This window comes from Gynuella sunshinyii YC6258, assembly GCF_000940805.1.
Classification (GTDB): domain Bacteria; phylum Pseudomonadota; class Gammaproteobacteria; order Pseudomonadales; family Natronospirillaceae; genus Gynuella; species Gynuella sunshinyii.
This window is the reverse complement of sequence record NZ_CP007142.1, coordinates 4,083,053-4,106,996: the sequence shown is the minus strand read 5'-3', so window position 1 is coordinate 4,106,996 and position 23,944 is coordinate 4,083,053. Positions and strand designations below refer to the sequence as shown.

The following is a 23,944-nucleotide window of genomic DNA, read 5'->3' as shown; positions in this document are numbered from 1 at the left end:
GCCGTGGCAAGGCAGTAAGCGTTCCAGGCTTACTGCCTTGATTGGGATAAGAATTCATTTTCCAACAACTGGATAAGGTTGTTGATCTTTGTCAGTGACTCCTGCTGCTCCATTTCCGGATCTGAATCAATCACGATTCCGCCGCCGCCCCAGGCGCGAACGGTATCATTCATATAAGCCAGTGTCCGGATCATAATGCTGCTGTTGAAATGACCATCAAGATCCAGATAAAACAGGCTTCCACAATAGGGGCCGCGCTGTTGGTATTCCAATTCCGCAATGATTTCCATGGCTCTTTTTTTGGGGGCACCGGTTATAGAACCTCCAGGGTAGGATGCCAGAAAACAAGACATAGCGGATTGTTGTGGAGATAACTCTGCAGTGATCGTACTGACCAAATGATGTACATTGGCGTAGCTTTCAAGGCCAAAAAGTGTACTGACCTCCATGCTTCCGGGTATTGATGTTTTGCTCAGATCATTACGCAAAAGATCGACAATCATCAGATTTTCTGCCTGATCTTTCTCACTGTGCAGAAGTTCCTGGGCAAGAGCCTTGTCTTCTTCAGGAGTTTGGCCTCTGGGCCGGGTTCCTTTAATTGGTTTAGTGATAATTGTACTGCCGTTTACGGAAATGAATTGTTCTGGAGAATGGCTGGAAATAACCAATGAACCGGTGTCGAAAAAGCCTGAAAACGGAGCAGGGGAATGAGCCCGAAGCTGGCGATATGGTACCCAGGGGTCGCCTTGATATTGAGCTGATAGCGAGTGAGTGTAATTAACCTGATAGCAATCCCCCTCAGTCAGGTAACTGTGTATTCGAGCTATATCTTTCAGATAGCGGTCAGAGGCGGTCTCCCTTTGAAAAACAGTGCTCAAGGTAAAATGTGCCTCGGCCGGGCAATGATCGTTTATTCGCTGCAGAACGGTTTCGCGAATAGTGTCAGGGCAGGTGGGGTGAAAATACAAACTGGTTTGCCGCTGTTCCATATCGATTCGAAGACTCCAGAGATAGAGGCCAATTCTCAATAAGGGATAGTTTATGTCCTCAATAGACAGGTGGTTTTGTTGATAACCAAACTCATAGCTGAGGTAACCTGCCCAGCCGGCTTGAAAATGACTCGATAGTGATTTTTTACCGGTATCCGTTATGATTTTGGACAAATCTTTAGTGTGGAAAGAACCTTGAACGGCATATTTCAGTGCTTTATCCAGCTTAAACACTTCTCCATGCTCTGGTGTCTGCATGGATAGCCACCGATCTGGCAATGCTGTTGCGATGATAGGGGAGTCATTTACATGCTGTTGATTCGGACTATCAAACACAATGAAATATGGCAAGGTTCTTAATTGATCAAGTAACCCGAGATGGTTTTCTGAATATGGTAGTTGAATAAGTGCCAAAGAGGTGAATCCGCTGAGTTTGCTGAACGCTGGAGATTTTATGTGGCTGTCCCTAGAATGTGTAGTTCTTAATGATCATAAAGTGGATTGTACCCGGTCTTGAACATAACCAAGCATTATTTGCATTTACCTGAAGTCAGCCTCTGTTATCACCTATACGAAAAACCTGATGAACCTGACAGAACATTGCTGTTATTGCATGGCGCAGGTGTAGCCGGTCAGTTGACTTGGCATCACGTATGTCGGATGAGTCAGGGGTATCGGCGGATGATTGTGCCGGATTTACGCGGTGCAGGTGAGACGATCCATCCTTACGTCAATGAAAAAGCGTTTTCGATTGAAAATATCCGCGCTGACCTGGTGGCATTGCTGAAGCATCTGCAGATCAATGAGCTGGATATCGCCGGTTATTCCTTTGGTGGTGCCTGTGCACTGGATCTGAACGCTTTTGCAGGGTTGGAGGTTCAGCGGCTCGTACTGGTTGAACCCGCATTATTGGAACGTGCTAACTTTTATCAGACCTTGGCTATCAGAACTCAGTATTCGGAAGCAACCCGGGTCATGCGTTGTGAGGATACATCTGCCGAAGGAGTAAGACAGTTTGCTCAACTGGTTATGGCCGTTGCCACCAAAAATCCTAAAACCAGAGAAACGATGTATCAACGGCTTGCTCACAGGATAATTGGGTTAGCGAATGAGCTGGATGCATTAACCGCTTACATGAAAAGCTGTGATCGCGAGCTGCTCTACCCAAACCATCAGCAGGTAATATTGATTCACGGTGCCAACAGCCATCAGGAAATGCGTCAGTTTCATTCTGTACTGGCGACTGAAAGAGCCTGGAAATTGGTGTCGGTGCCTGGATCCGACCATTCGTTAATCTTTCAGAAACCACGAAAAGTTGCAGAAGCTGTCTCTGACATCCTCGGATAAGTTTGGGGAAAACGGTCCTTTTTGGGGGCATTTCAAGGGCTGTCTATTGTGACGAATGATTGTCAAACAAGAAAAAAAGCGCTTGCAATTCATAGAATTATCGTGATGATGAAGTGATCAAAACTTGAGAAAACAGGAGTCCTGGTCCATTTTAAAAAAGAGCATAAGGCTTTATTTAGGAAACTGTTATATCGATAAGCTACCGTGTGATCGGTTTCATCCGGTCAGTTAATTGCAACCCCTTGTGAAGAGGTGCAAATTATGGCTATTCAATCCAATCAGTCTCTTGTCTGGCGGTTATTGTCAGACTCTGAATTCACCCCCGCAAAAGTAGCTTTTGTCATCCCGGAAGGAGATGTTGGTCTCAGGGATATTACCCTTGAAACTGGTATCCACGTTGGTGCCACCAGTCGTTCACAAAAATTTAATAGTGATGAGCTGCAATGGTCTGAAAATGATTTTCAACTGTTACTGGCTTTGTTAGAACGCATGTTTGATGGTCCTGATGAAATGGTGGATGGCGAAGTGTCCATTGATCTAACGGATCCTTCTATTGTTGAAGTGATCAGTATTGTGGCGTCTGCCAGATTCAATAAAAGTCAGGACCTGACCAGTCATCATTTTGGAGACCCTATCTTCACCCATTACAACGAAGTGGAAGTCGGTGATCTGATGACATTCAGAGTGGGAGACCAGTTTCATTTGGTCGTGATTGTAGAGTTGGATGCTGTGCAGGCCACCTGCGTCTGTCTGGAAGATGTTGGTTGGGTCAGTGAAGGTGAGAGTGTAGGTCTGCACGATTTGATAACGATATCCCGGATGGATCTGTTGCCTGCCAATTTCGGCCCAGTATTTCCACGGACTGATGATGTGTTGCATTAGAAAACAATAAAGTTAAGGACTCTCAATGGAAAGACCCAAGATATATGTGCTTGATACAAATGTTCTGATCCACGATCCGAACTCGGTCTATAACTTTGAAGAGCACGACATCATGATTCCCATGGTGGTGCTGGAGGAATTGGATAAACTGAAAGTGGGGCCGTCTGCAGTTGCGGCAGACTGCCGTCAGGCGGTCAGAACCATCGATAATATTATCGGAGCATCCACTCCCCGTGAAATTGCGGAAGGGGTGCTGATCAAGAAATATGAAGATGATGCGGAGATTGTGCAGGGAAGGCTAAGTATTTTGATGTCAGGATTCGAACATCATGGTCACAAACTGACCAGTCAGATCAATGATAATCAAATAATCAATGACGTTTTGAATTTCCAGAAACGAATTCCCGATAAAGACGTTATTTTGATTACTAAAGATATCAATATGCGCCTTAAAGCCAGAGGGTGCGGATTAAGCGCAGAAGACTATCATAATGACCAACTGATCACTGATATTGATCGGCTGACTACTGGTTATCATCGAATTGACGGATCGTTCTGGGAACAGCTTGATGCCATTCAGTCGCAAACCCTGACCGGTGAGCAATTTCATACTCTTCCAAAAGCATTGTTATCTCAGTTGTTGGGGAGTAAGTTTTTTATCAACCAGTTTATTTTGGATGAAAAGGAATTTGTCGGACGTATCAAAGCGGTAGATGAAGAATGGGTCACTCTGGAACTCCTTAACACCGGCCTATTGATGAGACAAAAATGTTGGGGGCTGAATCCGCGTGATATTTTTCAGGCCATGGCAATGTACCTGATAATGGATCCGGAGATTGATCTGGTCTCGCTTAATGGCCCCGCTGGTAGTGGTAAAACGATTCTGGCGCTGGCATGTGCATTGGAATTGACTCTCGAACAGAAAAGCTTCAAGAGAATTATTGCCACCCGTAGTACCCGTGGGCTGGATGAAGATATTGGTTTCCTGCCGGGCACTGAAACTGAAAAAATGACCCCGTGGCTAGGGGCTTTTACTGATAATCTTGAAGCTCTTCACGCTGAAGACTATGACCCATCCGGCAGTGAACATTATGTCGGTTCAAATATGCCGATTCACTTTAAATCCCTTAACTTTGTTCGTGGGCGCAGCTTTCAGAACAGCTTTTTGATTGTGGACGAGGCTCAAAATCTGACTCCGCATCAAATAAAAACGATTATTACCCGTGCAGGTGAGGGGACCAAAGTATTGTGTATGGGAAATCTGGCACAAATAGACACACCTTACCTCGGTGCTACCAGCTCGGGCCTGACCTATATGAGCGAGCGTTTCAAGGGATTCGACCATGGTGGCAGCATCACACTAAAAGGGGTTGCAAGAAGTAGGTTGGCCGCCTATGCTGAAAAATACTTATAGCCACCATTGGCGATAATCCGGGCATGAATTTCGTAGACATTTCAGACTCTATGAGATTCAATAAGCCCTCCCTTAAACTTGGCAAAAAAATAAAGACATGATTAAAATTGTTGTGGTTGATGATCATGATCTGGTAAGAACTGGCATCACGCGATTGCTTGAGGATGTCAAGGGAATTGAAGTTATTGCTGAGGGAAAATCTGGAGAAGAGGCAATTGAACTGGCAAAAAGACTTGAGCCTGATGTATTGCTCATGGATGTTAAGATGCCAGGCATCGGTGGTCTGGAAGCTACCCGAAAGATCGCTAAAGCCTGTCCAGATGTGAAAATTCTGAATGTTACTGCGTGGGGTGAAGATCCTTTCCCTTCAAGGTTATTGCAAGCGGGTGCTTCTGGGTTTTTAACCAAAGGTGCGGATGTTGAAGAGATGGCGAGAGCCATCAAAACCTTGCACGCTGGTCAGAAATATCTGAGTCCTGCAATAGCCCAGAGAATGGCGCTGAATAGTTTTATGCCAGACAGCAATGGTCGAAAAACGCCATTTGATGACCTATCTGACAGAGAAATGCAAATTGCGCTAATGATCGTATCCTGCCAGAAGGTTCAGGAGATTTCAGACAAATTGTGCTTAAGCCCTAAAACAGTGAATACCTATCGTTATCGGATCTTTGAGAAATTAAGTATAGACTCAGACGTGGAGCTGACACTTCTTGCCATCAAACACGGTATGCTGGATGCTGAAGAAGCTGTTTAGTATTTCATCCCGTGACTGAGTTTGATCCTAAATCGTTTGTCAAAAGCCTTCCTAATAAACCCGGCGTATATCAGATGCTGGGTGAAGACAACGAATTACTCTATGTTGGCAAAGCCAAAAATCTTAAGGCCAGGGTTGGCTCTTATTTTCATTCCCGTGGGCTGACCAACAAAACGGTTGCCCTGGTCAGTCATATTTGTCATATAAATGTTACGATCACTCATAGTGAGACAGAGGCGCTACTACTCGAACAGACTCTGATCAAAACCCACAAACCACCATATAACATCATGCTGGTGGATGATAAGGGATATCCATATCTACTTCTGTCCGATCAAACATTTCCTGGCATACATTTTCATCGCGGGTCGAAGCGGAAGAAAGGAACGTACTTCGGGCCATATCCCGGAGCATCTGCAGTCAGAGAAGCACTCTCGGTATTACAGAAAGCGTTCAAAGTACGCCAATGCGAAGACTCTGTTTTCAGCAATCGCACCCGCCCATGCCTTCAATATCAGATAAAACGGTGTAAAGCGCCCTGTGTTGGATTGGTATCTGAAGACGAATATAAAGAAGATGTGCTCCATACCAGGCTTTTTCTTGAAGGCAAAAGCAATGACCTGATTCAGCAGCTCGAAATCGAAATGGATCGTGCTGCTTCTGACTTAAACTTTGAAAAAGCAGCTGAAATTCGTGACCAGTTGCTGTTTGTCCGAAAGATTCAGGAGCAACAATTTGTTGCAGGTCAGGCCGGTAATGTGGATGTTCTTGCTATGGAGTTGCAGGCGTCCGGGTGCTGTATCGCGATGATCATCATCCGTGATGGTCGGGTACTTGGCAGCCGCCAGTTTTTCCCGCGCATTGGACTGGAAGAGGAAGCTGAAACAGCGTTTGAAGCATTTATCGGGCAGTACTATTTTGGTCAGCGTAATCACGAGATTCCCAATGAAATCATGACCAACCTGGAGCTAGCCAACTACGACTTGTTCAGTGCTGCCTTTGAGCAGGAATTCAACCGCAAGGTTAAATTTTCCCATAATGTTCGTGGGGATCGCCGCAAATGGTTGAATCTCGCGGTCACCAATGCGACTGAACAACTGGCGCTCCATATTGCTAACCGTAAGAGCATCCTTGGCCGGTTTACCGAGCTTGAAAAACAGCTGCAATGGGAAACAGATATCGAACGTATTGAATGTTTTGACATCAGCCACAGTCAAGGTGAAGCTACGGTTGCGTCCTGTGTGGTTTTTGGCAGGGAAGGACCTCTGAAAAGTGACTATCGTCGTTTCAATATTACAGGTATCACTGGTGGTGATGACTACGCGGCGATGGAACAAGCTCTAACCCGTAGATACAAACGACTCATGGTTGAAGAGCACAAACTGCCGACTATTTTAATGGTCGATGGTGGTAAGGGGCAGTTGAATGTGGCTCGGCGGGTCATGGACGAACTACAAATGAATCAGACATTGCTGATGGGCATCGCCAAAGGGGAAGGGCGTAAGCCAGGGCTTGAAACACTATATCTGCAAGATGCCGAACATACACTGGAATTGGAGAAGCATTCACCGGCGTTTCATCTATTGCAGCATATCAGGGATGAAGCGCATCGATTCGCTATAACTGGTCATCGAGGCAAGCGTGGCAAAGCACGAACGGGTTCGTTGCTGGACGATATCCCAGGAATAGGGGCTGAGCGCCGTAAGGCACTTATCCGTTATTTTGGAAGTGCCCGCGGCGTTATGGCGGCCAGCGCTGATGAAATCGCAAAAGTAAAAGGAATAAGTAAGACCATTGCACAAAACATTTATGAATTTTTGCACAATTAAAAATGACCCGGATATACTCTCAAAAAATTACTGGTAAGAATGATCGATGACAATACCTAACTGGCTGACTTTAAGCCGTATTTTGATGATTCCTGTCTGCATCTTTTTCTACTACCTGCCTTTCCAGTGGAGTTACTGGGGGGCGTCGTCGGTTTTTATTCTGGCAGCAGTGACCGATTGGCTGGATGGGTACCTGGCCAGAAAACTGAACCAGACAACGCCTTTCGGTGCATTTATCGACCCTGTTGCTGACAAGCTGATTGTGATGGCTGCTTTGGTTATGTTGGTTGAGGAACATAATACCCTTTGGATGACACTGCCTGCGATCATCATGGTTGGCAGGGAAATCGTGATCTCTGCCCTGCGGGAATGGATGGCAGAGTTGGGCAAGCGTGCCAGTGTTGCGGTCAACATGATTGGCAAATATAAAACCACGTTCCAGATGATTGCCATAGCCGTGCTGCTGAGCCAGCCGCCTGGAACATTGCTTACCAATATCGGATTGATCGTTTTGCAGGTCGCTGCGGTACTAACAATATGGTCAATGTTCGTTTACCTTAAGGCAGCTTGGCCAGATTTGAAAATATCCAAAAACGGACGCTAACCCATTAAAAATAAAAGACTTTTTTTAAATCATTGCTTGACAACAGCGCGGATTACCTTAGAATTCCCGCTCGTTTTAAGGATCAAGCAACACTGTTGATCCAAAGAACAGTTGTAAAAAGCAGCTTAAGTGCGGGAATAGCTCAGTTGGTAGAGCACAACCTTGCCAAGGTTGGGGTCGCGAGTTCGAGTCTCGTTTCCCGCTCCAAATCTTATTCTCTGATTATTTAGAGAGTGCTGATAGATAAGGTATAAGCCTTATTTTTTTAAGAAATGGCTGGATGGCAGAGTGGTCATGCAGCGGACTGCAACTCCGTGTACGCCGGTTCGATTCCGACTCCAGCCTCCATCTTTCCAGTAGGGTAACCGGCCCTACTATAAAAATACCTTCCTAGCCCGGGTGGTGAAATCGGTAGACACAGGGGACTTAAAATCCCCCGACCCTTAACGGTCGTGCCGGTTCAAGTCCGGCCCCGGGCACCAAATTTCCTGATAGTTCACACTAACCTAAATCTTCATCGTGCCGTTTCCGTGCCGTTTTTTCTCGTTCCGTGCCATTCTAATGCCAATGGATTGTGCTCAATTGCTTGTGAGAGGTGGTCAGGAGAAAGGTGTGCATAGCGCATTGTCATTTGAATGGTGCTATGGCCTAAAATTTTGTTTAGTGTTAACAAATCACCGCCTGACATCATGAAGTGACTAGCAAAGGTATGTCGGAGTATATGTGTTCTTTGACCTTCGAGTAGTTCAATGCCGGCCTGATTAATAGCGTTGCTAAATGCTCTCTCACAATTATTGAATAGTCGTCCTGTAATGGGGGAATGATCTGAAAGTTGATGGTATAGCTCCTCACTAATTGGAATGGTTCGACTTTTCCCGCTTTTCGTTTGAGTGCCTTGATAGGTTACGCGATAAGGATGGAGTTGCTCTCGCCTAAGGTTTTGTGCTTCCCCCCAGCGCGCTCCAGTTGAGAGAGCGAGACAGACAACATTGAATAGATCTTCATTTCTACTATGGCGACACTGATTAAGTAATGCATGTATTTCGAATAATTCCAAATATTTCACATCACTTTCTTCAATTCTCAGTTTCCGTAAGTTTTTAAGAGGGTTGTTATATGGCCAGCTATCAAGCCGAATCAACTCATTGAATACAGCAGAAAGGTAAGCATGTTCATGATTCTGGTTGTTTTTACTAATACCAGAATCTATGCGTTTTGTTCTATATTCGGCAAATTGTTCGGCAGTGAAATGCCGTGCAACAGGGTTTTTCAGGCGAGATGCGATGCCTCTCAGTTTGGAGAGGCGTTTTTGTCCATCTGCTAACTGTGAACCGTGTAAGTTGTACCAGTCTTCTATGAGTGCTAATAAGGTTCTGTTGTCCTTTATGAGGGACAGTGTTCCATCAGATGCCTGTTTACGTGTGTTTGCTTCCCATATTTTTGCTTCTCGTGCTGTTGGAAAATTACGGGCATATCGGCGTCCGTCTATTTGAAGTCGGGCTTGATAGGTTCCATCAGGCGTTTTTTTTACTGGCATTTCTTATAGATTCCCGAACGTAATCAAGGGTGATTCTTTTTAGTTCCTTTTGGTCGATACTTTCAGGCATCCAGGAGAGCTCAGCACCGTAAACAACGTAATGTGTGGCCCATGTGAAGATGCTACATAGTCTCTCTATATCGTCTGCTTGTGGTTTTTGATGATTGTTTTCAATGTTCGCAAGCTTTCCTTCAGAGATCTCTATGATTTCGGCAAACTGGGATCGGGTTAATCCAATTGCCTCACGAAGCTCTCTTATTCTTTTCCCCATCGTGTCTCTATAAGGTACGTAGCTCATAAAAGTTCTCCTTCTAATGCTGTAAATCATAAATTAATACGATTTACATATCTGTTTAGTGATCATTAGTATTTATACGAATCGTATAGCTAAATTGAATTGAATGATTAATTCAAATCATGTCAAGTTATCGTATCAATATCATATCCTAAATTGTGGCGTTTTGTGTCACTTAAAGTGGTAGGAAGTATTAATGAAGCAGAAATTGAATGATCTGGATGTTGTTTCTTTTGAGGTGGGTTTGGAGATGACACCAGAAAAATACTCAGAAATGAGTGGTGTTCCTTTAGGTGTATTAAGGGGTTGGATGGATAGAGGACATATACCGACAGTAAAACGGGGTAAATACAGACTTATCGATGGTGCAAGGCTGGTTATTGAGGCAAGGATCCGGGTTGATGAGGCTATGAAAAAAGGTGGCAAGTGATATGACAATCAACGAAATCGCTCTTGAGTATCGCGCCCGTAAGAGTTTATGGAATGGTTACGTGATCGTTTTCGACGGAACCATAACTGGGTGGACTTATCGTTTAGATTATCCACAGGGGTTTGTGCCTGGTTGCACTGCCATTGATTCAGCGAATCAGCAATGGAAATCAACCGGGGGGGATGACTACAACGGTGCTGAAGCCTGGGAGCCGAGTAAGCCCGTTGGTGGCCATTAATCAATGTACATGTCTCCCTACTGGCTGAATGAGGCTGAAAAAGCCTCTTCAGTGTTTGGACTGTTACAGCAGGACGTTTTTCAGCATTGGCAAGACTTGGTCCTGGAGCATGGTAACCACCCTGGTACGCCATATGGGGACGCTAACCAGCGTATTATTTGGTTAAAAGAAAAACAAAAATGGGGATCGTTGAATTTACTACTGTGTGATGACAGCAGTATAGAAAATTGGGCAGCCTACCAAGCAAGCTACTTCAAGCGGCGCTGGACCGTGCGCGGTCAAGTCGATCCTGATGATATGAAATTTGCGGAATACTTAGGTATCGAAGCGCGGGAAATGCTCGCGTTAATAAATGGTTCTGCATTCTGGCAGCTGGTTGAATCTCATCTGAAAGAATTTCCTTTGGAGCCTTCAGACGTGGTTCCCTCCTCTGATTTTGAAAACTGGATTGAAGAAGTACGTTGGCGTATTAGGGTTCTAAAACGGTTGTGTAACCCTCGCTGGTGGCTTCGTCGTGCTCGTGCCGAAAAAAGCCGACTCATTGAGGAAATGAAACGGCTGTTTGGCCATGTGCATGCATCGCGTGAAATCTATCTCTCTTCATTGTCGTTTGAGTACTGGAAAAAGCGACAATCCGCCAATTTAAAAACTCTCCAAGAGACTGAAATTGAGAATGACCTGGGGCAGCGTTTTACGCTCGCTGAGCTGTTTTATAAATCAAATTCAAATCCGGCTATTCGTCGTATTGAAATGATGACCCGGATTGCCGGCACTGAGAAACTGGCTAAATCACTTGGCTATAAAGCGACATTTATCACGATCACAGCGCCATCTGCTTTTCATCCGTACTCATATCGAAAATCAAAAAAAGGTCGGAAATTTTCGTTTAAGAACAAACGTTATGAAGGCTTCACTGTCAGAGAAGCTCAGCAATATTTGGCTGGGCGCTGGGCTGTTATCAGGGCTGAACTACACCGCAACGAAATAGACTACTTTGGTATCCGTGTGGTTGAGCCGCACCATGACGGATGCCCACATTGGCACCTGTTGTTATTTTCGGATACGGCCGGCCTTTCTTCCATCGAACAGGTTATCACTGAAAAGTCACTCAACCTCTATGCCGGTGAACCGGGTGCCCAAAAGCGCCGGGTAAAAGTTGAACGGATCAAGGAAGGTCTCAACCCAAAGACAGGCAAAGAATATTCGGCTGTTGGTTACATCGCAAAATACATTTCAAAAGCCATCGATGGCCGTGGTATCGAAAAAGACCTATTCGATAATGATGCGGCTACTTCAGCACAGCGTATCAGAGCCTGGGCCAGTATCCATGGTATCCGGCAATTTCAATTCTTAGGCGGCATAAAGGCAACTTGGTGGCGGGAGTTGCGGCGCTTTGCTGGGCGGTTCATGAGCTTTGATGAGTCTGGAAAGCTGGCGTTTGATGAGCGTGCGGCCTTCATGTACGCGAGGGATTGTCGTCCAGAGCTAATGCACTTGATTGCCGCGATTCGCGATATGGAAGTAGAGGCAGATGCGTCTGTGGCTTACTGCGACCTAGCTATCAAAATCAGGTCCGGGGAACTGCAGTTAAAAACACTCACCACCGCTCACGGACATGAATACGCGGATAAGCGGACGGGTGAAATCACCCGGTTTGACCAATGGGCACGATTAAACCAATACGGGGAATTACAGCCAACAGTGAAGGGGTTGTGGTTCCTATCTGGGCGTTCTGGGTGTGCGGAGTCCGTGATCACACATGAACATGAGTGGCATGTTTTACCGGGTCGAAAAAAGCATACAGATTTGGAAATGTGGCATTGAGTAGGACGGTGCCGCATTAGCCCGGCTTGCCGGGCTAACTTGGAGTTCTGTCAATAACTGTACGGGGGTAATGAATATGGGAACACTAAATAAACTTAGGGAATCAATTAATTCTTTGGAGGAAGTGGCGGAAAAAGCCTCTCAGCTGGGCACCTTTGATATATCGGGTAAAGTCAAAGCGGCAGAAGAGGCCACCGAAATAGCAAGGCGTGTCAGTTATCACACGTTGGAATTATTCATGGAAATTGAAGGCAGATTACAGGAGTTGGAATATGCAAAAGCGGGTTAAGTGTCCAGCATGTGAAAGTGTTGCATATGTAAAACCCAATAACCGGGGGGATGAATATTTTACCTGCTCACGTTGTGGGCCATGGAATGGTAAGGGGCCAGCATTCCGGGAATGGTGTCGGTCATTATCAGACATTGATCATAAGCCAGATACCAAGTCTGATACGGATAGCGAACATCAGCTTGGCTTAAGTGGTTTGGGCACGGTGGAATCATCACCCGTGCCCCCAGAACGCAAGAGTGCTGATTGGTTACAGGCGTGGGGTGAATCATGAATCCAATGGAATTAGGCGATGCGGCTGCGCTGGACGCCATGGCCACTGCCTTGGAGGCAGAAGGGGTGGCAAGCGCTAAAGAAGGGGCTGAACAAGCGCACAAGGATTTTCAGGACTTTGAAAAAAACAATGGTGCGGGTTTTCCTTATCAACCGGCTGTTGCCAGTGCGTTAAAAAACTTCCTGGGCATGGGATCTTTCAAAATATCACAAGGGCGTGGCCAGCATTGGCTTTTAGAGGAAAAAGAAGCCGAACAGATGGGCATTGCCATTGCTCAATGCGTGGATGCGTATATGCCTGATACAAACAGCCCATTTACCAACATGGTCATGGTGTGTGGCATGGCGATAGGGCCAAGGTTGGCTTTGGATATGATGCATTCGAAGCGAGGACAGCAAGCACAAGGGGGCGCGGGTGAGTCGAATCAATGAAAACTTAACAGAAGATATTCGGGGGTATTTTGGGGCCACTGGGTCAGGTAAGACTTACCGGATTAAAAAAGATCTCGGGTCAGCACCTCGTGTCCTGGTGTATGACATTAAAGGCACATTTGGGCCATCGAATGGGTTTGAGGCATTCACAGATCGAGGGGCGTTTTTGAATGCGGTTCGTTCAAGCAATCAAGCGCGCTATTCATTTCATGACCCCAGTTGCCACTATTTTGACTGGTTCTGTGAGTTGGCTAGACATCAAGCGGATGCCCGTAGAATGACAGAGATTGTCATTGATGAGCTTGGGCCAGTATCGACACCGGGGAAAGCGCAGGGACATTGGCACTGGCTGATCAGTATAGGCCGTACCTATGGGATAAAAATCAAAGCAGGTGCTCAGCGTCCATCCGAAATTGATAAAACCCTTATGGGTAACCTGAATGGGATGTTTGTAGGAAGGGTGCAGCGGGATAAGGATGCTGCTTACTTATCCGCTGAAACGGGTATTCCTCAAATGGACATATTGAACCTGAGAGGGGCACCTCATTATGAGCATTTCTTATGGGCTGGACGGGGCCGATATAAAAAAGCAGGTAAGTAAGAAAAAGGCCGGTTATCCGGCTTTTTTTATGCCTGTAATTTAGGCTTTTCCCTATGTATGTACGTACGGCTCTCAGGCCTGACGGTGCCCGATATTCATGATTTAGTTTGCCCGTTCAAACAACATCAACAGGAACGGGAAACTGAACATGAGTAAGACAACAACTCGCGTTGTATTAATTTCACTGGCATCAGCGGCAGCGGTAGTTTGGGCCGTTAATAACGTGGATGCGGTTGACAATATTCTGGGTGATCGCGGCTGGTTCTAACCCGCCATTTGTCATTAACTACGTTATAAGGGTAGAACATGCGTCCATTACGAAAGCTTGATTCATTTTCTGGCGTGGCTCCGGGTGAAACAGCAACTATGCGAATTCAACCGGGTCCGCGTTATGATGATATCATCATTAAAACCAATCTATCACCGGACAAAATAGAGTCCGTTTCTTTGGTGCTCAATACTGAAGATATGTTTGGTGGTGGGTTGTCTGGTAAAGAGCTACATATGCTCTCTAAGTACATCAAAATTGAGGTTGGGTCTTCAGGTCCGACTTACTTTTATCGTTTGCCACTTTCGATGAAAGGTGCCGTGCTGCGCGATTCAATGTTATCGACAGGACTGCCAACCGGTGGCACGGATGACATCATCTTAAAGGTGAAAATTGCGGAGAGCGCGCAGGCTCCGACACTGAAGGCCTTAGCGAGAACATCACCTAATCCAGGTCGGCGTAACTTTATCCGGTCATTTAAGCGTTATTACGTACCTGCGGCAGCGGCGGGAAAGGTTGAGTTTACGACCATGAACAAAGGACCGCGATTGTTAACCGCTCACTGCAAAGCCACCGGTATCAAAGGCATAGAAGTGGAGGCGGATCATGTCAAGATTTATGAAGCGCTGGCAGATGAGCAAGTATTCATTTTGAAGGATGGACAGTTTCCTCGTGTTCCTCAGACTGGCTATTACCACTTTGACCCGGTAGCAGAAGGCTATCCTATTTTGGATTCCATGCCGACAACCGCCAACAGCTTGGTATTTCGTTTTGATGTCAGTCAGGGCAATCAGCAAATTGAAATGCTGTGTGAAGTACTTGAGCCCAAAGTGGCGGTGTGGACCAGCAGTGAAGCGCCGGCAACCAGTAAAACACGTTCTTCACGTTCTGTTGGTCGTCGCTAAGACGGCCTTATTCCGGGGGTAAGCATGGCGATTTGGCAATCTATTTATGATGCCGCAAATGAGGCTACGGACAGCGTCAGTGGCTGGTGGGATGAAAATGTGTCTGAAGTCTATGAAAGTTGGTTCGGTGAACCAGCAACCAATGAAGATCAGACCAACGCTATACCGGGTGCGCAAGGCAGTGCCAGTCAAAACAGCAGCGGCTCAAGCTCTCAGTTGTTGAAGGTAGCACCGGTGGTGATTGGTGCGCTATCGCTATTGGTCGCCGTCGTCAAATAAGGGGGCATGTATGCCATACGCAATTTTGGCCATTGCCAGTTTTATAGCCGGTGGCTTGACGTTTGGAGGCCTAACGCAACTGACCAATAGAGTCTTATTGATTGGGTTGGTCGGTGGTGCTGCGTATTACGTTTTGAAGGTGAACAAGTGAGTGCGATTCCAGGTATTGATTTAGGGATGGGTGATGGCTGGAGCATGAGCAATCAGGCATCAGCTGCCACCGGCTCCAAAAGCGATAACAAGCGTAACAATGTCGATTCCGGGCTGAGTTATCGGTCAGGCTCAATCATCTTTGGAAACAATGAACAGTCCAATACAGGGGTGTGGATTTTGGCCGGGGTCGGGTTGTTGGGATTAGGGCTGTTTGTGTTTGGGAGACAATGATGGGGTTTAACTTATTAGGGTCTTCATCCAAAACAGATGAAACCAATTACAACTATGACTATACCGGCGCGTCATGGGTAGATGATGACTCGGTGAATCTGACGGCGGCGGATGGAGCGATAAGCGCCTCCCAGATTACTGGGAATATTGAGGCGGCTGACGCTCAAACACTGCAGCAAATATCACAGGATCAGGCAGATACCCTGCAACACCTCTCTGATGACAATACAGACTTGCTGACCAAGTTTTTAGAGGTAGGGCTGGAGAGTCAACGGGCCATTAATGATACCGGTCAGCAATATCTGAACAGTGCCATCAGTCAAATCAACAAAACCACTGGCGATGCCCTGGATGTGGTTGAACAGCTGAAGAAAACAGAAATGGGAGACCAGTCCTACGCTGTCTGGGCGGTGGTCGCGGCTGTGCTGGGAATCGGTTATTTCGCGTTTTGGGGGCGTTCATGAGGCCAAGTAAGTTTACTGTTGACATGGGTGGTAAATACATCATTCAACAGACCGTCCGAAAAATAAAAGTGCTCAGCTGTACCGGTCCGCTGGTGTTGATGACCGGGGAAGGTAATGAAGAGGTACCAGTTGAATCCGGGGATTTGATTGCATTCGACAATGAGACAAGGCAGCTGCAAATCAAAAATGCCCATGACAATGCCAATGAAGTAGAGCTGTTGTTGATGGGCACCACTGGGGCCACTCTGGAGAATTCAGCGGGAGTGGTTAAGGTCTCTGAAATTCTGACACCGTCAGAAACCAAGGTCCGGCATGGTGTGATTAGCACAACGGTTGATAGTGGTGAAGTGACGGACTTGGGTGCCATTTTTAATCAGAAATATCCTGCAAAAAGCGTGGTCTCATGGGTTTTTACGGTCTCTAACACCGCATATTTAGCGGATGATGGTGATTACTTTAGAGTTGAACCTGATTCTGATTTGTCCGGCGCTGGGAGGCTGCCAGTGATCGAAAATGGATATGGCGAGGGAAACAGAATTACAGCATTGGTATTTTATGTATGAGCATGATTCCAGTTGTAGGTCACAGTCGGCCGCAGGTTGGTGACATAAAGATGTTTGTAGGCTCTCGTGAGGCTTTGAATCGTGAATATGAGAAAGGCTGGGTGATCGCCGATGGGCAAAATGGCACTTACGACATGTTGAACCACTTTCCAAAGTTCGGGCATTTTGGAGAGATCGGTACCAAAGGCGGGGAAAGTACGATCAGACCTTCAGGATACGTATTAGGACATACCTTGTCTGAGTCAGAAATGCCAGTGCATCGGCATCGGGTAGCCGGACGGTCTGGTGGCAATACAGGTGTGACCACCAATGATGGCTTAGCAAATGATATATGGACAGAAACCGCAGGCGGCAGTCAGAGCCATGCTCATGGCTTTATCGGTATTACCCATACCAATGAACCTCAGTATATCAATGTACTGCCCTTGCAATATATCGGGAGAAAAGCGGTATGAAGATTACAGCAGTGACCAAAGACCAGTTGATCATCATTGATGGCGTACCCGTTGGTCCGCCTGAGTGCTCGTTTTCGATGCCGGCGGGGGAATGGGCTGTCAGATTCGATACGGATACTGGAATCGGTGAAGTCGAATACCTGGACAACCGGCAAAATGAAGTGATAGGGCTGGAGGACTTTGAACAGCGATACACCGGTCTGGTGGCGGAGCATGACCGGGTTAAGGGGTTGTTGGCTGAATGAAGGCAATTTATGTGGCGGCGGGTGCGGCGGCACTCGCAATGATCAGCGTAGGGGGTTATGTGGGGTTTGAAAAAATAAGAGGGATTCGAAACAGAAACCCATTGAATATCCGAAAAAGTGATATTGCATGGGACGGTAAAGTTTACCCTGGCTCTGACTCAGATTTTGAGCAGTTCGAGTCTACAGAATACGGCATCCGGGCAGCGTATAAGCTCATGATGACCTATCGAAATAAGTATGGACTGGATACGGTGGCCGGCATTGTGGGCAGATGGGCACCCGGAAATGAGAATGATACAGGCGCTTATATTGATTCGGTTTGTCAGAGCATGGGCGTACGTAGTGACTATGTACTGCCCATCAACCGATATCCTGATCTGATTGCCGCCATGATCAAGCATGAAAATGGGATTAATCCCTACTCAGCAGATGTCATTCATATGGGGGTTAACCTGGCATGAAATTATTCGGTTTGGGAAAAGCGGCTGAACGGGCAGCCAAGGTCATTGATGATCTGGTGACAGATAAAGACTTGGCGAATCGATTACGGGCGGAAGTGTATATGACAGAGCTTCAGGCACAGACTGTGCCCTGGGTCGATGCTGTCCACAAAATGGGGCGTCAGTTTTTAGCCTATGCGCAGATTGGATTTTATGCCTGGGCAGTTGCCCATGGTGTTGAAATTAACGCTGAATTGGTGGCAGGAGTATCGGGTGTGGCTGGTATTTATGCCATTGCCAAGGGGCGCGGTCAGTGAGTATTGATATTTTTCAGATCCTGGGGGCCGGGGGCAACCTTTCCATGATTGGGGTGTTGTTGCTGTTCTGGCGAATTGATAAGCGTGTGACAAAACTAGAGTGGGTAATTGAAAGATGGCAAGAAAGGCAGGGTTAAAGGCAAATGGGCGGTTAAAGAAGGGGTACCGGTTCGGGAAGGGTGGAAGGATTATTAAAGCTCGGAGGTAATATTTCGTGCCATTTCCGTGCCATTTTTAAGTAAGAATAGGTGCCGGGTAGTAGTTTAACTTATTGATTTTTAAGGATATTGTGGGGCATTGTGTTTCTCTAGTTAGAACTTAAAATCCCCCGACCCTTAACGGTCGTGCCGGTTCAAGTCCGGCCCCGGGCACCAAATTTTCCCTTTCAAATCAATCAGTTAGAAATCCAATTCCCCTCAGGCAAAAATTAAATCTCAATTGCCAGATGTTTTGACGACCACAAAATGACCAGGTGCGCATAGTAAAAATGAACCAGGAAAAATGAGTGTCACGGATCTGAAATGCCAATTAGCATTTTGTATTCCGGTTAAATACATAAGTTTTGAGCGGGTTCAGAATGTCACAAAAATAGAAATAGGGGATCCCCTTTGTGGAGCCAGCCTAATTCACCTAATCTGGAGCATTTCCCTGGCGAAAGCCTTGTGAAGCTATTTTTTAATGCCCCGTCAGGTTCACGGTCATCATGTCGTATGGGTTCGTGTCTCTGTCAGCCCAAATGCTCGATTTTGGCGCGGCAATGTTTTTCGGCTAACTTCTGGAGGTGATTAATTCGGTCTGCCAGCCACTCCAACTGCTCGGTGGTGATGTAATAAGTGGGGTTATAACGGGAATCCACATAAGCCTGCCGCAACAGCTCAAAGCAGTTTTGCTCAAAGGGCGTGCTTTGCGGAAATACAGATAAGAATTCCGGTTCTATGCTGCCGGTTAAGGTGCGTAGCTTTTCAAGATCATGGAGTTTGGGTTTGTAATGGGTAAACACCAGCAGAATCATGGAATACAGGCGCTCTGTGACCTGATGCAACGAAAAAGCTGCCTTGTTGTGCAGTTTTCTCTCAGTAGCTGCCTCATACATCATTAAGTCTTCTTTTGCAGCCTTTAGCCAATGATCAAAATGCTTTTGCGCCTCTATTTTCCGTTCAGGCAGAGGCAGTTCTTTTGGCTCTACCAGCTCCAGCTTGCCGGTATCGTGCAACAGGATGCCCTCGCGGTAGATATCGACATAGAAATACTGGCCTTTGGCTAACTGGGCATTCACAAAGTAAATCTCTTCCGCAATCAGGCTGACCGGCGTTTTGACTTCCCGCATCAAACGATTGCTCAGGGAGGTTTTAAACTCAATCTTGCGAGCCTGTACTTTGTTTTTGGCAATGGCAAGAATATCCATATCGCTTTGATAGCGGTAATGGACACGGTCCTCTTCGAGATGGTCCACCCAGTCGCCACGGGCATAACTGCCGAATAAAATCAGCATGCAGGGTTGAACGGCTTGCACAATGATGTCAACCGCATGGCGCAGTTGCTCTTGTTTATCGAGGGGGAGGTGGTCAAGTGTTGTTTTCATGGCCGGCATCGTAGCAACTTCTTCGGTCATAGCCAATCGTGTCAAGCGCCTCAATATTTTCCCAGGCATTAATGGCGCGATTACTCAGGATTCTGAAATCACACACACCTCGTTCGTTTCTCTTGTGCAAGATTCTTCCAGCCAGTATCGACCAAGGGTTCTGGCGATTTTCAGGCTATGTCTTCTGCACATGGTGCCATTCCCAGTGCCAGGCGTCGGGTCAGATTCCAGGCTTTTAGTCTGTGAGTAACGTATGGGACATGATATGGACATTGAGGTATGCGGACATCATTACCAAAGCGAAAGCCAGGCTCAATTGGCAATAAAGCCTGCAGCGACTCAAAGCTGGTCTAAACGCCATCATTCACATGTACGACTGTTTCTATCACAACAACATAACCGTGTATTAAGTGTTGTCGCCTTGAATCCGGCTGGTGAAATTGTTGGTGCCGGGATTCAGGTTTGCCGGGTAATTCTGGATCACATAGCTTGCGTAAAACGTGGGGCTACCACCAGCGCGTCTATAACTATACTTCTGTTGCCTTCTGATGTGTGCTTTTGGACATTCCTCCGAAGCCCAGCCCCTGGATTATCTCTGCATCCTGCCGGACGAAATCCGGTCTTTGTATTTGACTCTGGAGTTGTGGAACGAGAAAACCTGTGAAATATCCAAACCGGAAATTGGGCGGTAGGCGAATATTATACTATCCTGAAATAGCTGCTTACGACCCTTAGCGGACACTAAGTTGTATTTAGGGTTTTTAGGCCATCAGAAGAAAGTTGGAAAAAGCTTATATGTTAGGTGTTGGTGTTATTAGTGAAATATTTTGTTGGTTTTTCTACATCTCTGGAAGTTGAGGCATGGAACTAAGTATCAAAAGCAGGGAATTTCTGGATAGCTTTGACCATATAAATTCGAAGGTGCTGGATAAGTATGGAAAAAATAAGCTGGATTTGTTTGTGCTAAAAATAAATGCAAATGAGTTTGACTATAACTCGTTATCAAATCGTTTAACTGACCCAGTTATAGAATATTCTTTGTCAAGAAAGGTACGAGAGCGTTATTCTGATCGCCCCGGAACACTGTCCAGGAAGGCCAGAGAAAAGTTTCTGGATTATCTTAAGAATAAGGGTGAATTAGGCGAGCTTCTTTTGTATTGCTTCCTCGAAACTCATTTAAACGCTCCTAAAATTCTTTCCAAATTAGAACTAAAAACATCCACGGGTCATTACGTGAACGGTGCGGATGGTGTGCATTTTTTAAAACTGGATGATGGAAATTATCAGCTTATTTTTGGTGAGTCCAAAACGATTAAATCCCTGACAACAGCATTAACCGATGCCTTCAAGTCAATTGATGAATTCAAAAGGTGTATTAACGCCAAGGGCGATGAGAAGAGCGGTTTGCCGTACGAAAAAGCTCTAGTGAGCGACAATTTGGAGAAAGAGGAATATAATGATGAAGAAGCAGATTTTATCCGTTCAATCATTTACCCAAAACGGGATAATAACTTTGAGGTAGATGATGCGTTCGGAATATTTGTTGGTTATGAAATTTCTATAAGCGCGGAAGATAAGCGCCTTCCCAATTCAGGGTTTCGTCTTAAGATTCAAGATCAGGTTAAGTCTGAAGTTGAAAAATCTTTTGAACACATAAAAAATAAAATCGAAGACCACAAACTCTCAGGTCATCACTTCTATATATACGTTTTGCCGTTTACAAATTTAGAAGATAGCCGCCAAAAAATTCAAAAAGAGATCACAGCATGAGTTTTTTTGACAAACTATCGGCAGAAGTATTGAAAGATGAGTATTTTATAGACTTGTTCATAAAGGCAGAGATGTTGTCTGCGTCAGGATTTTTTGGCACAGAAAAAATCATTCTAGGTGCTAAGGAATATGTTGATTTATTGCGATTTGCAGACATTCTTTCGCGCGCAAAAAATTTTGAGGCACAAAATAAAGCCTATAAAACAGTGAGCCTCTTGATTGATGACTATAAGAGCGACGACCTCTTTAAGAGATTTGCTCACTCTATTTTTGTCAAGCTTGGAAACTTCCCAGCAATAAGGTTTTTAGAAGACAATGATTTAGGTTCTGATGATAATTCGATTGAACTTGTTTTTGAGAAAAGTCTTAAGGAGATATATCAGAAATCTCGTAGCAAAAACCTGATCTTCACCGATGAACAATATGAGATTTTTAGCAATCTAAAGAACAGTAACCATTACAGCTTTTCAGGGCCAACATCCTTAGGAAAGTCTTTTATTATTAAAGAGTTTATAAGGTATTTGATAGAGGAGAATAATTGCAATGAAAATATCGTCATCCTTGTTCCAACAAGAGCATTGATAAATCAAACTTTGCTACAGTTAAAAAAGGAATTCTATGATATTGAGACCTATAAAATCCTTTCTCACCCAACTGTTCCCGAATCTTTTAGATCTGGAGAAAAAAAGTTTATTTTTATTTTTACGCCGGAGCGATTAACAGCATATCTGGCGGAATTTAGTAATCCTAAAATTGGGTATTTATTCATTGACGAGGCGCAAAAAATCACGTCCCCAAATGATACAAGAAGTCCGCTATATTATCATGCAATTCTACAAGCCGAAAGAAAGAGTATTAAGCTCTATTTTGCATCGCCTAATATCCCTAATCCAGAAGTGTTCCTACAGCTTTTTGAGAAGAGTGCAGAGGAAGCAAAAAGTGTAAAAAGTTCTCCGGTTTCTCAGAATAGATACTTTTTAGATTTTCTTGATAAGCGTTGTTTAATGTTTTCGGATGTAGCGGATGAGCAAAATGTAAATGTTGATTTCAGTGATGATGATTTTTATACGTGGGTCAAACGTTTAAGCAAGCGTGATGCAAGTATCATATACTGTAATACAAAGAGCGACACCGTTGAATATGCCTTGAAATTCTCAAAAACTTTGCCAGATAAAGAGGATAATCGGATTGATGAAGTTATATCCGTTATCGAGGAGCATCTGCATAAAAAATATTTTCTAATTGATTGCCTTAAAAAGGGTGTGGCTTTCCATTTTGGAAGCCTTCCGCAAAGAATACGAGAAAGGGTTGAGCAGCTTTTTTCCGATAGAGGCATAGATTTTGTATTTTGTACCTCAACATTACTAGAGGGCGTTAATCTTCCGGCTAAAAATATTTTCATACTTAACAATGCTATTGGCCTAACCAAATTTTCTGATATTGACTTTTGGAATTTGGCTGGCCGTGCTGGAAGATTAACACAAGAGCTTTCAGGCAACATTATATGTACTCGGATTGAAGACAAGAAATACAGATGGAAGAACCCTGAAAAAGACTTAGACGTAGTAAAAAACAGACAAATAAAGCCTATAGAGCCTTTAGTGAACTCAGGACGAGGGAATTTTTATAAGAATATTGAAGCGTCTCTTTCAGGAAAAGAATTTACGAAAAAATCGGCTACTGCAAACGAAATAAATATTTGGAATCACTATGCGAATATCGCTCTAATTCATGAAATTCGTTCAGACGAATCTCCTTTAAGGTCAAATTTTCTAGAAAGGAATGATAACGCGAAGGTTGTTTTACAAAAATTGAAGAAGGAAACATTGGTTCCTGAAAAGATTCTTTCGTCATATTCAATGATTAAATCTAAATATCAAAATCACATTTTTCAAAGCGAAGATTTGGCATCTAAAAAATTGTCATCAAATATCAGCTATGAATCTGTCTTAGAAAAGTTGGAGCTTTTGTGTGATTTTTATTCATGGGAAACGGAAGAAGTGACAGGCAGAAAAAAGCTCCTTCCTTCAAGAGATATTCTAAAATACTACGCAGTGCTCATGGCTAACTGGATGGACTCGCAGCCTTTAAGCTGGATGATTTCTAACTCGATAAAATATCATGAAAAAACCGGAGTGATTTGGGAAGATAATCAATCAGTGCCGTTTAATTCGAAGAGCCAAAAGCACATTAATATAGTCATCAATAATCTTATATCCGATGTCGATAATATTCTTAGGTTTAAATTGAAGAATTATTTTAGTAATTATTATGACATATTGGCGGAGAAATTAGGCGACAAAAACGCTGGTGAAAATTGGGGCGAGTTTCTCGAATATGGCACGAATGACTGGCGTATAATTGAATTACAAAACATCGGAATTCCAAGACATTTGGCCAACTTTCTACTTGAAAACCACAGTGAGTTTTTTGTTTTTGAGGGTGGTTCGTTGTTAAGCATCAGAAAAGAATCCTTGATAGAAGCGATGGATGAAAACTCTCCTGAATTTAAAGAGTTGGTGGAGGTAATTTAG

28 protein-coding genes and 3 tRNA genes are annotated in these 23,944 nt (G+C 44.9%); 27 read left to right on the top strand and 4 right to left on the bottom strand.

The genetic code is table 11. The features are described 5' to 3' along the window. Nucleotides 1-29: 29 nt before the first annotated feature. Nucleotides 30-1,403: an aminodeoxychorismate synthase component I gene (pabB, locus tag YC6258_RS16970; RefSeq protein WP_144407681.1), complete on the bottom strand. Its 1,374-nt coding sequence runs from the start codon at nucleotides 1,401-1,403 to the stop codon at nucleotides 30-32. 99 nt (nucleotides 1,404-1,502) lie between these two features. Here pabB and YC6258_RS16965 point away from each other — a divergent pair, with 99 nt between their 5' ends. From YC6258_RS16965 to YC6258_RS16925, 9 genes are all read left to right on the top strand, one after another. Then, a complete protein-coding gene (locus YC6258_RS16965) occupies nucleotides 1,503-2,336 on the top strand; it encodes an alpha/beta fold hydrolase (protein ID WP_052830369.1) in 834 nt (277 codons plus the stop codon). A 261-nt stretch (nucleotides 2,337-2,597) separates the two neighbouring features. Next, entirely contained in the window at nucleotides 2,598-3,218 is a 621-nt protein-coding gene (locus YC6258_RS16960) for a hypothetical protein (RefSeq protein ID WP_044617990.1), read from the top strand. A gap of 25 nt (nucleotides 3,219-3,243) precedes the next feature. Next, nucleotides 3,244-4,632: a PhoH family protein gene (locus YC6258_RS16955; RefSeq protein WP_052830368.1), complete on the top strand. Its 1,389-nt coding sequence runs from the start codon at nucleotides 3,244-3,246 to the stop codon at nucleotides 4,630-4,632. 97 nt (nucleotides 4,633-4,729) lie between these two features. Then, a complete protein-coding gene (uvrY, locus tag YC6258_RS16950; protein WP_044617989.1) occupies nucleotides 4,730-5,386 on the top strand; it encodes a UvrY/SirA/GacA family response regulator transcription factor in 657 nt (218 codons plus the stop codon). A gap of 11 nt (nucleotides 5,387-5,397) precedes the next feature. Continuing rightward, entirely contained in the window at nucleotides 5,398-7,215 is a 1,818-nt protein-coding gene (gene uvrC / locus YC6258_RS16945; protein WP_082070766.1) for an excinuclease ABC subunit UvrC, read from the top strand. A gap of 46 nt (nucleotides 7,216-7,261) precedes the next feature. Further along, nucleotides 7,262-7,819, top strand: a complete 558-nt coding sequence (gene pgsA / locus YC6258_RS16940) for a CDP-diacylglycerol--glycerol-3-phosphate 3-phosphatidyltransferase (protein ID WP_044617987.1) — start codon at nucleotides 7,262-7,264, stop codon at nucleotides 7,817-7,819. A gap of 131 nt (nucleotides 7,820-7,950) precedes the next feature. Further along, nucleotides 7,951-8,026: transfer RNA gene (locus YC6258_RS16935), tRNA-Gly, on the top strand. A gap of 67 nt (nucleotides 8,027-8,093) precedes the next feature. After that, nucleotides 8,094-8,167 (top strand) — tRNA-Cys (locus YC6258_RS16930). A 45-nt stretch (nucleotides 8,168-8,212) separates the two neighbouring features. Next, nucleotides 8,213-8,301: transfer RNA gene (locus YC6258_RS16925), tRNA-Leu, on the top strand. A 32-nt stretch (nucleotides 8,302-8,333) separates the two neighbouring features. On the opposite strand, the gene YC6258_RS16920 is transcribed toward YC6258_RS16925, so the two are convergent. Next, nucleotides 8,334-9,356 (bottom strand): phage integrase, encoded by a 1,023-nt coding sequence (locus tag YC6258_RS16920; protein WP_044617986.1) that lies wholly within the window; start codon nucleotides 9,354-9,356, stop codon nucleotides 8,334-8,336. Further along, nucleotides 9,334-9,654 (bottom strand): helix-turn-helix domain-containing protein, encoded by a 321-nt coding sequence (locus YC6258_RS16915; protein WP_052830367.1) that lies wholly within the window; start codon nucleotides 9,652-9,654, stop codon nucleotides 9,334-9,336. The genes YC6258_RS16920 and YC6258_RS16915 overlap by 23 nt, the downstream gene beginning before the upstream one ends. 193 nt (nucleotides 9,655-9,847) lie before the next feature. Between YC6258_RS16915 and YC6258_RS16910 the strand changes: the two genes are divergently transcribed. The 16 genes from YC6258_RS16910 (at nucleotide 9,848) to YC6258_RS30320 (ending at nucleotide 18,195) form a co-directional block, all read left to right on the top strand. Next, nucleotides 9,848-10,081, top strand: coding sequence for a hypothetical protein (locus tag YC6258_RS16910; protein ID WP_052830366.1), 234 nt, complete (start codon nucleotides 9,848-9,850; stop codon nucleotides 10,079-10,081). Nucleotide 10,082: 1 nt separating this feature from the next. Further along, nucleotides 10,083-10,319 (top strand): hypothetical protein, encoded by a 237-nt coding sequence (locus tag YC6258_RS16905; RefSeq protein WP_044617985.1) that lies wholly within the window; start codon nucleotides 10,083-10,085, stop codon nucleotides 10,317-10,319. A gap of 9 nt (nucleotides 10,320-10,328) precedes the next feature. Next, a complete protein-coding gene (locus YC6258_RS27480; RefSeq protein ID WP_169748987.1) occupies nucleotides 10,329-12,143 on the top strand; it encodes a replication endonuclease in 1,815 nt (604 codons plus the stop codon). 76 nt (nucleotides 12,144-12,219) lie between these two features. Beyond that, nucleotides 12,220-12,432 (top strand): hypothetical protein, encoded by a 213-nt coding sequence (locus YC6258_RS16895; RefSeq protein WP_144407515.1) that lies wholly within the window; start codon nucleotides 12,220-12,222, stop codon nucleotides 12,430-12,432. Between the two features lie 270 nt (nucleotides 12,433-12,702). Further along, nucleotides 12,703-13,137, top strand: a complete 435-nt coding sequence (locus tag YC6258_RS16885) for a hypothetical protein (RefSeq protein ID WP_044615363.1) — start codon at nucleotides 12,703-12,705, stop codon at nucleotides 13,135-13,137. After that, nucleotides 13,121-13,738, top strand: coding sequence for a type IV secretory system conjugative DNA transfer family protein (locus tag YC6258_RS16880; RefSeq protein ID WP_044615364.1), 618 nt, complete (start codon nucleotides 13,121-13,123; stop codon nucleotides 13,736-13,738). Before YC6258_RS16885 ends, YC6258_RS16880 begins: the two co-directional genes overlap by 17 nt. 306 nt (nucleotides 13,739-14,044) lie before the next feature. Then, nucleotides 14,045-14,911: a major capsid protein P2 gene (locus YC6258_RS16875; protein WP_044615365.1), complete on the top strand. Its 867-nt coding sequence runs from the start codon at nucleotides 14,045-14,047 to the stop codon at nucleotides 14,909-14,911. A 24-nt stretch (nucleotides 14,912-14,935) separates the two neighbouring features. Continuing rightward, nucleotides 14,936-15,190 (top strand): hypothetical protein, encoded by a 255-nt coding sequence (locus YC6258_RS16870; protein WP_044615366.1) that lies wholly within the window; start codon nucleotides 14,936-14,938, stop codon nucleotides 15,188-15,190. 147 nt (nucleotides 15,191-15,337) lie between these two features. Next, a complete protein-coding gene (locus YC6258_RS16865; protein WP_044615367.1) occupies nucleotides 15,338-15,574 on the top strand; it encodes a hypothetical protein in 237 nt (78 codons plus the stop codon). Beyond that, nucleotides 15,574-16,038: a hypothetical protein gene (locus tag YC6258_RS16860; protein ID WP_044615368.1), complete on the top strand. Its 465-nt coding sequence runs from the start codon at nucleotides 15,574-15,576 to the stop codon at nucleotides 16,036-16,038. The genes YC6258_RS16865 and YC6258_RS16860 overlap by 1 nt, the downstream gene beginning before the upstream one ends. Continuing rightward, on the top strand, nucleotides 16,035-16,601 hold the full coding sequence (locus tag YC6258_RS16855; protein WP_044615369.1) for a hypothetical protein: 567 nt from the start codon (nucleotides 16,035-16,037) through the stop codon (nucleotides 16,599-16,601). The genes YC6258_RS16860 and YC6258_RS16855 overlap by 4 nt, the downstream gene beginning before the upstream one ends. Further along, nucleotides 16,598-17,056 (top strand): hypothetical protein, encoded by a 459-nt coding sequence (locus YC6258_RS16850; protein WP_044615370.1) that lies wholly within the window; start codon nucleotides 16,598-16,600, stop codon nucleotides 17,054-17,056. Before YC6258_RS16855 ends, YC6258_RS16850 begins: the two co-directional genes overlap by 4 nt. Next, nucleotides 17,053-17,301, top strand: coding sequence for a hypothetical protein (locus YC6258_RS16845; protein WP_044615371.1), 249 nt, complete (start codon nucleotides 17,053-17,055; stop codon nucleotides 17,299-17,301). Before YC6258_RS16850 ends, YC6258_RS16845 begins: the two co-directional genes overlap by 4 nt. Then, entirely contained in the window at nucleotides 17,298-17,762 is a 465-nt protein-coding gene (locus YC6258_RS16840) for a hypothetical protein (protein WP_052829967.1), read from the top strand. The genes YC6258_RS16845 and YC6258_RS16840 overlap by 4 nt, the downstream gene beginning before the upstream one ends. After that, nucleotides 17,759-18,058: a hypothetical protein gene (locus YC6258_RS16835; RefSeq protein WP_044615372.1), complete on the top strand. Its 300-nt coding sequence runs from the start codon at nucleotides 17,759-17,761 to the stop codon at nucleotides 18,056-18,058. The genes YC6258_RS16840 and YC6258_RS16835 overlap by 4 nt, the downstream gene beginning before the upstream one ends. Next, nucleotides 18,055-18,195 (top strand): hypothetical protein, encoded by a 141-nt coding sequence (locus YC6258_RS30320; protein WP_169748909.1) that lies wholly within the window; start codon nucleotides 18,055-18,057, stop codon nucleotides 18,193-18,195. The genes YC6258_RS16835 and YC6258_RS30320 overlap by 4 nt, the downstream gene beginning before the upstream one ends. Before the next feature lie 590 nt (nucleotides 18,196-18,785). Here YC6258_RS30320 and YC6258_RS16830 read toward each other — a convergent pair. Further along, nucleotides 18,786-19,670 carry a HEPN domain-containing protein gene (locus YC6258_RS16830; protein ID WP_052830364.1) on the bottom strand — a complete coding sequence of 295 codons (885 nt, stop codon included), beginning with the start codon at nucleotides 19,668-19,670 and terminating at the stop codon, nucleotides 18,786-18,788. A gap of 831 nt (nucleotides 19,671-20,501) precedes the next feature. Between YC6258_RS16830 and YC6258_RS16825 the strand changes: the two genes are divergently transcribed. Next, entirely contained in the window at nucleotides 20,502-21,410 is a 909-nt protein-coding gene (locus YC6258_RS16825) for a HamA C-terminal domain-containing protein (RefSeq protein WP_044617984.1), read from the top strand. After that, nucleotides 21,407-23,944, top strand: coding sequence for a DEAD/DEAH box helicase (locus tag YC6258_RS16820; protein WP_044617983.1), 2,538 nt, complete (start codon nucleotides 21,407-21,409; stop codon nucleotides 23,942-23,944). The genes YC6258_RS16825 and YC6258_RS16820 overlap by 4 nt, the downstream gene beginning before the upstream one ends.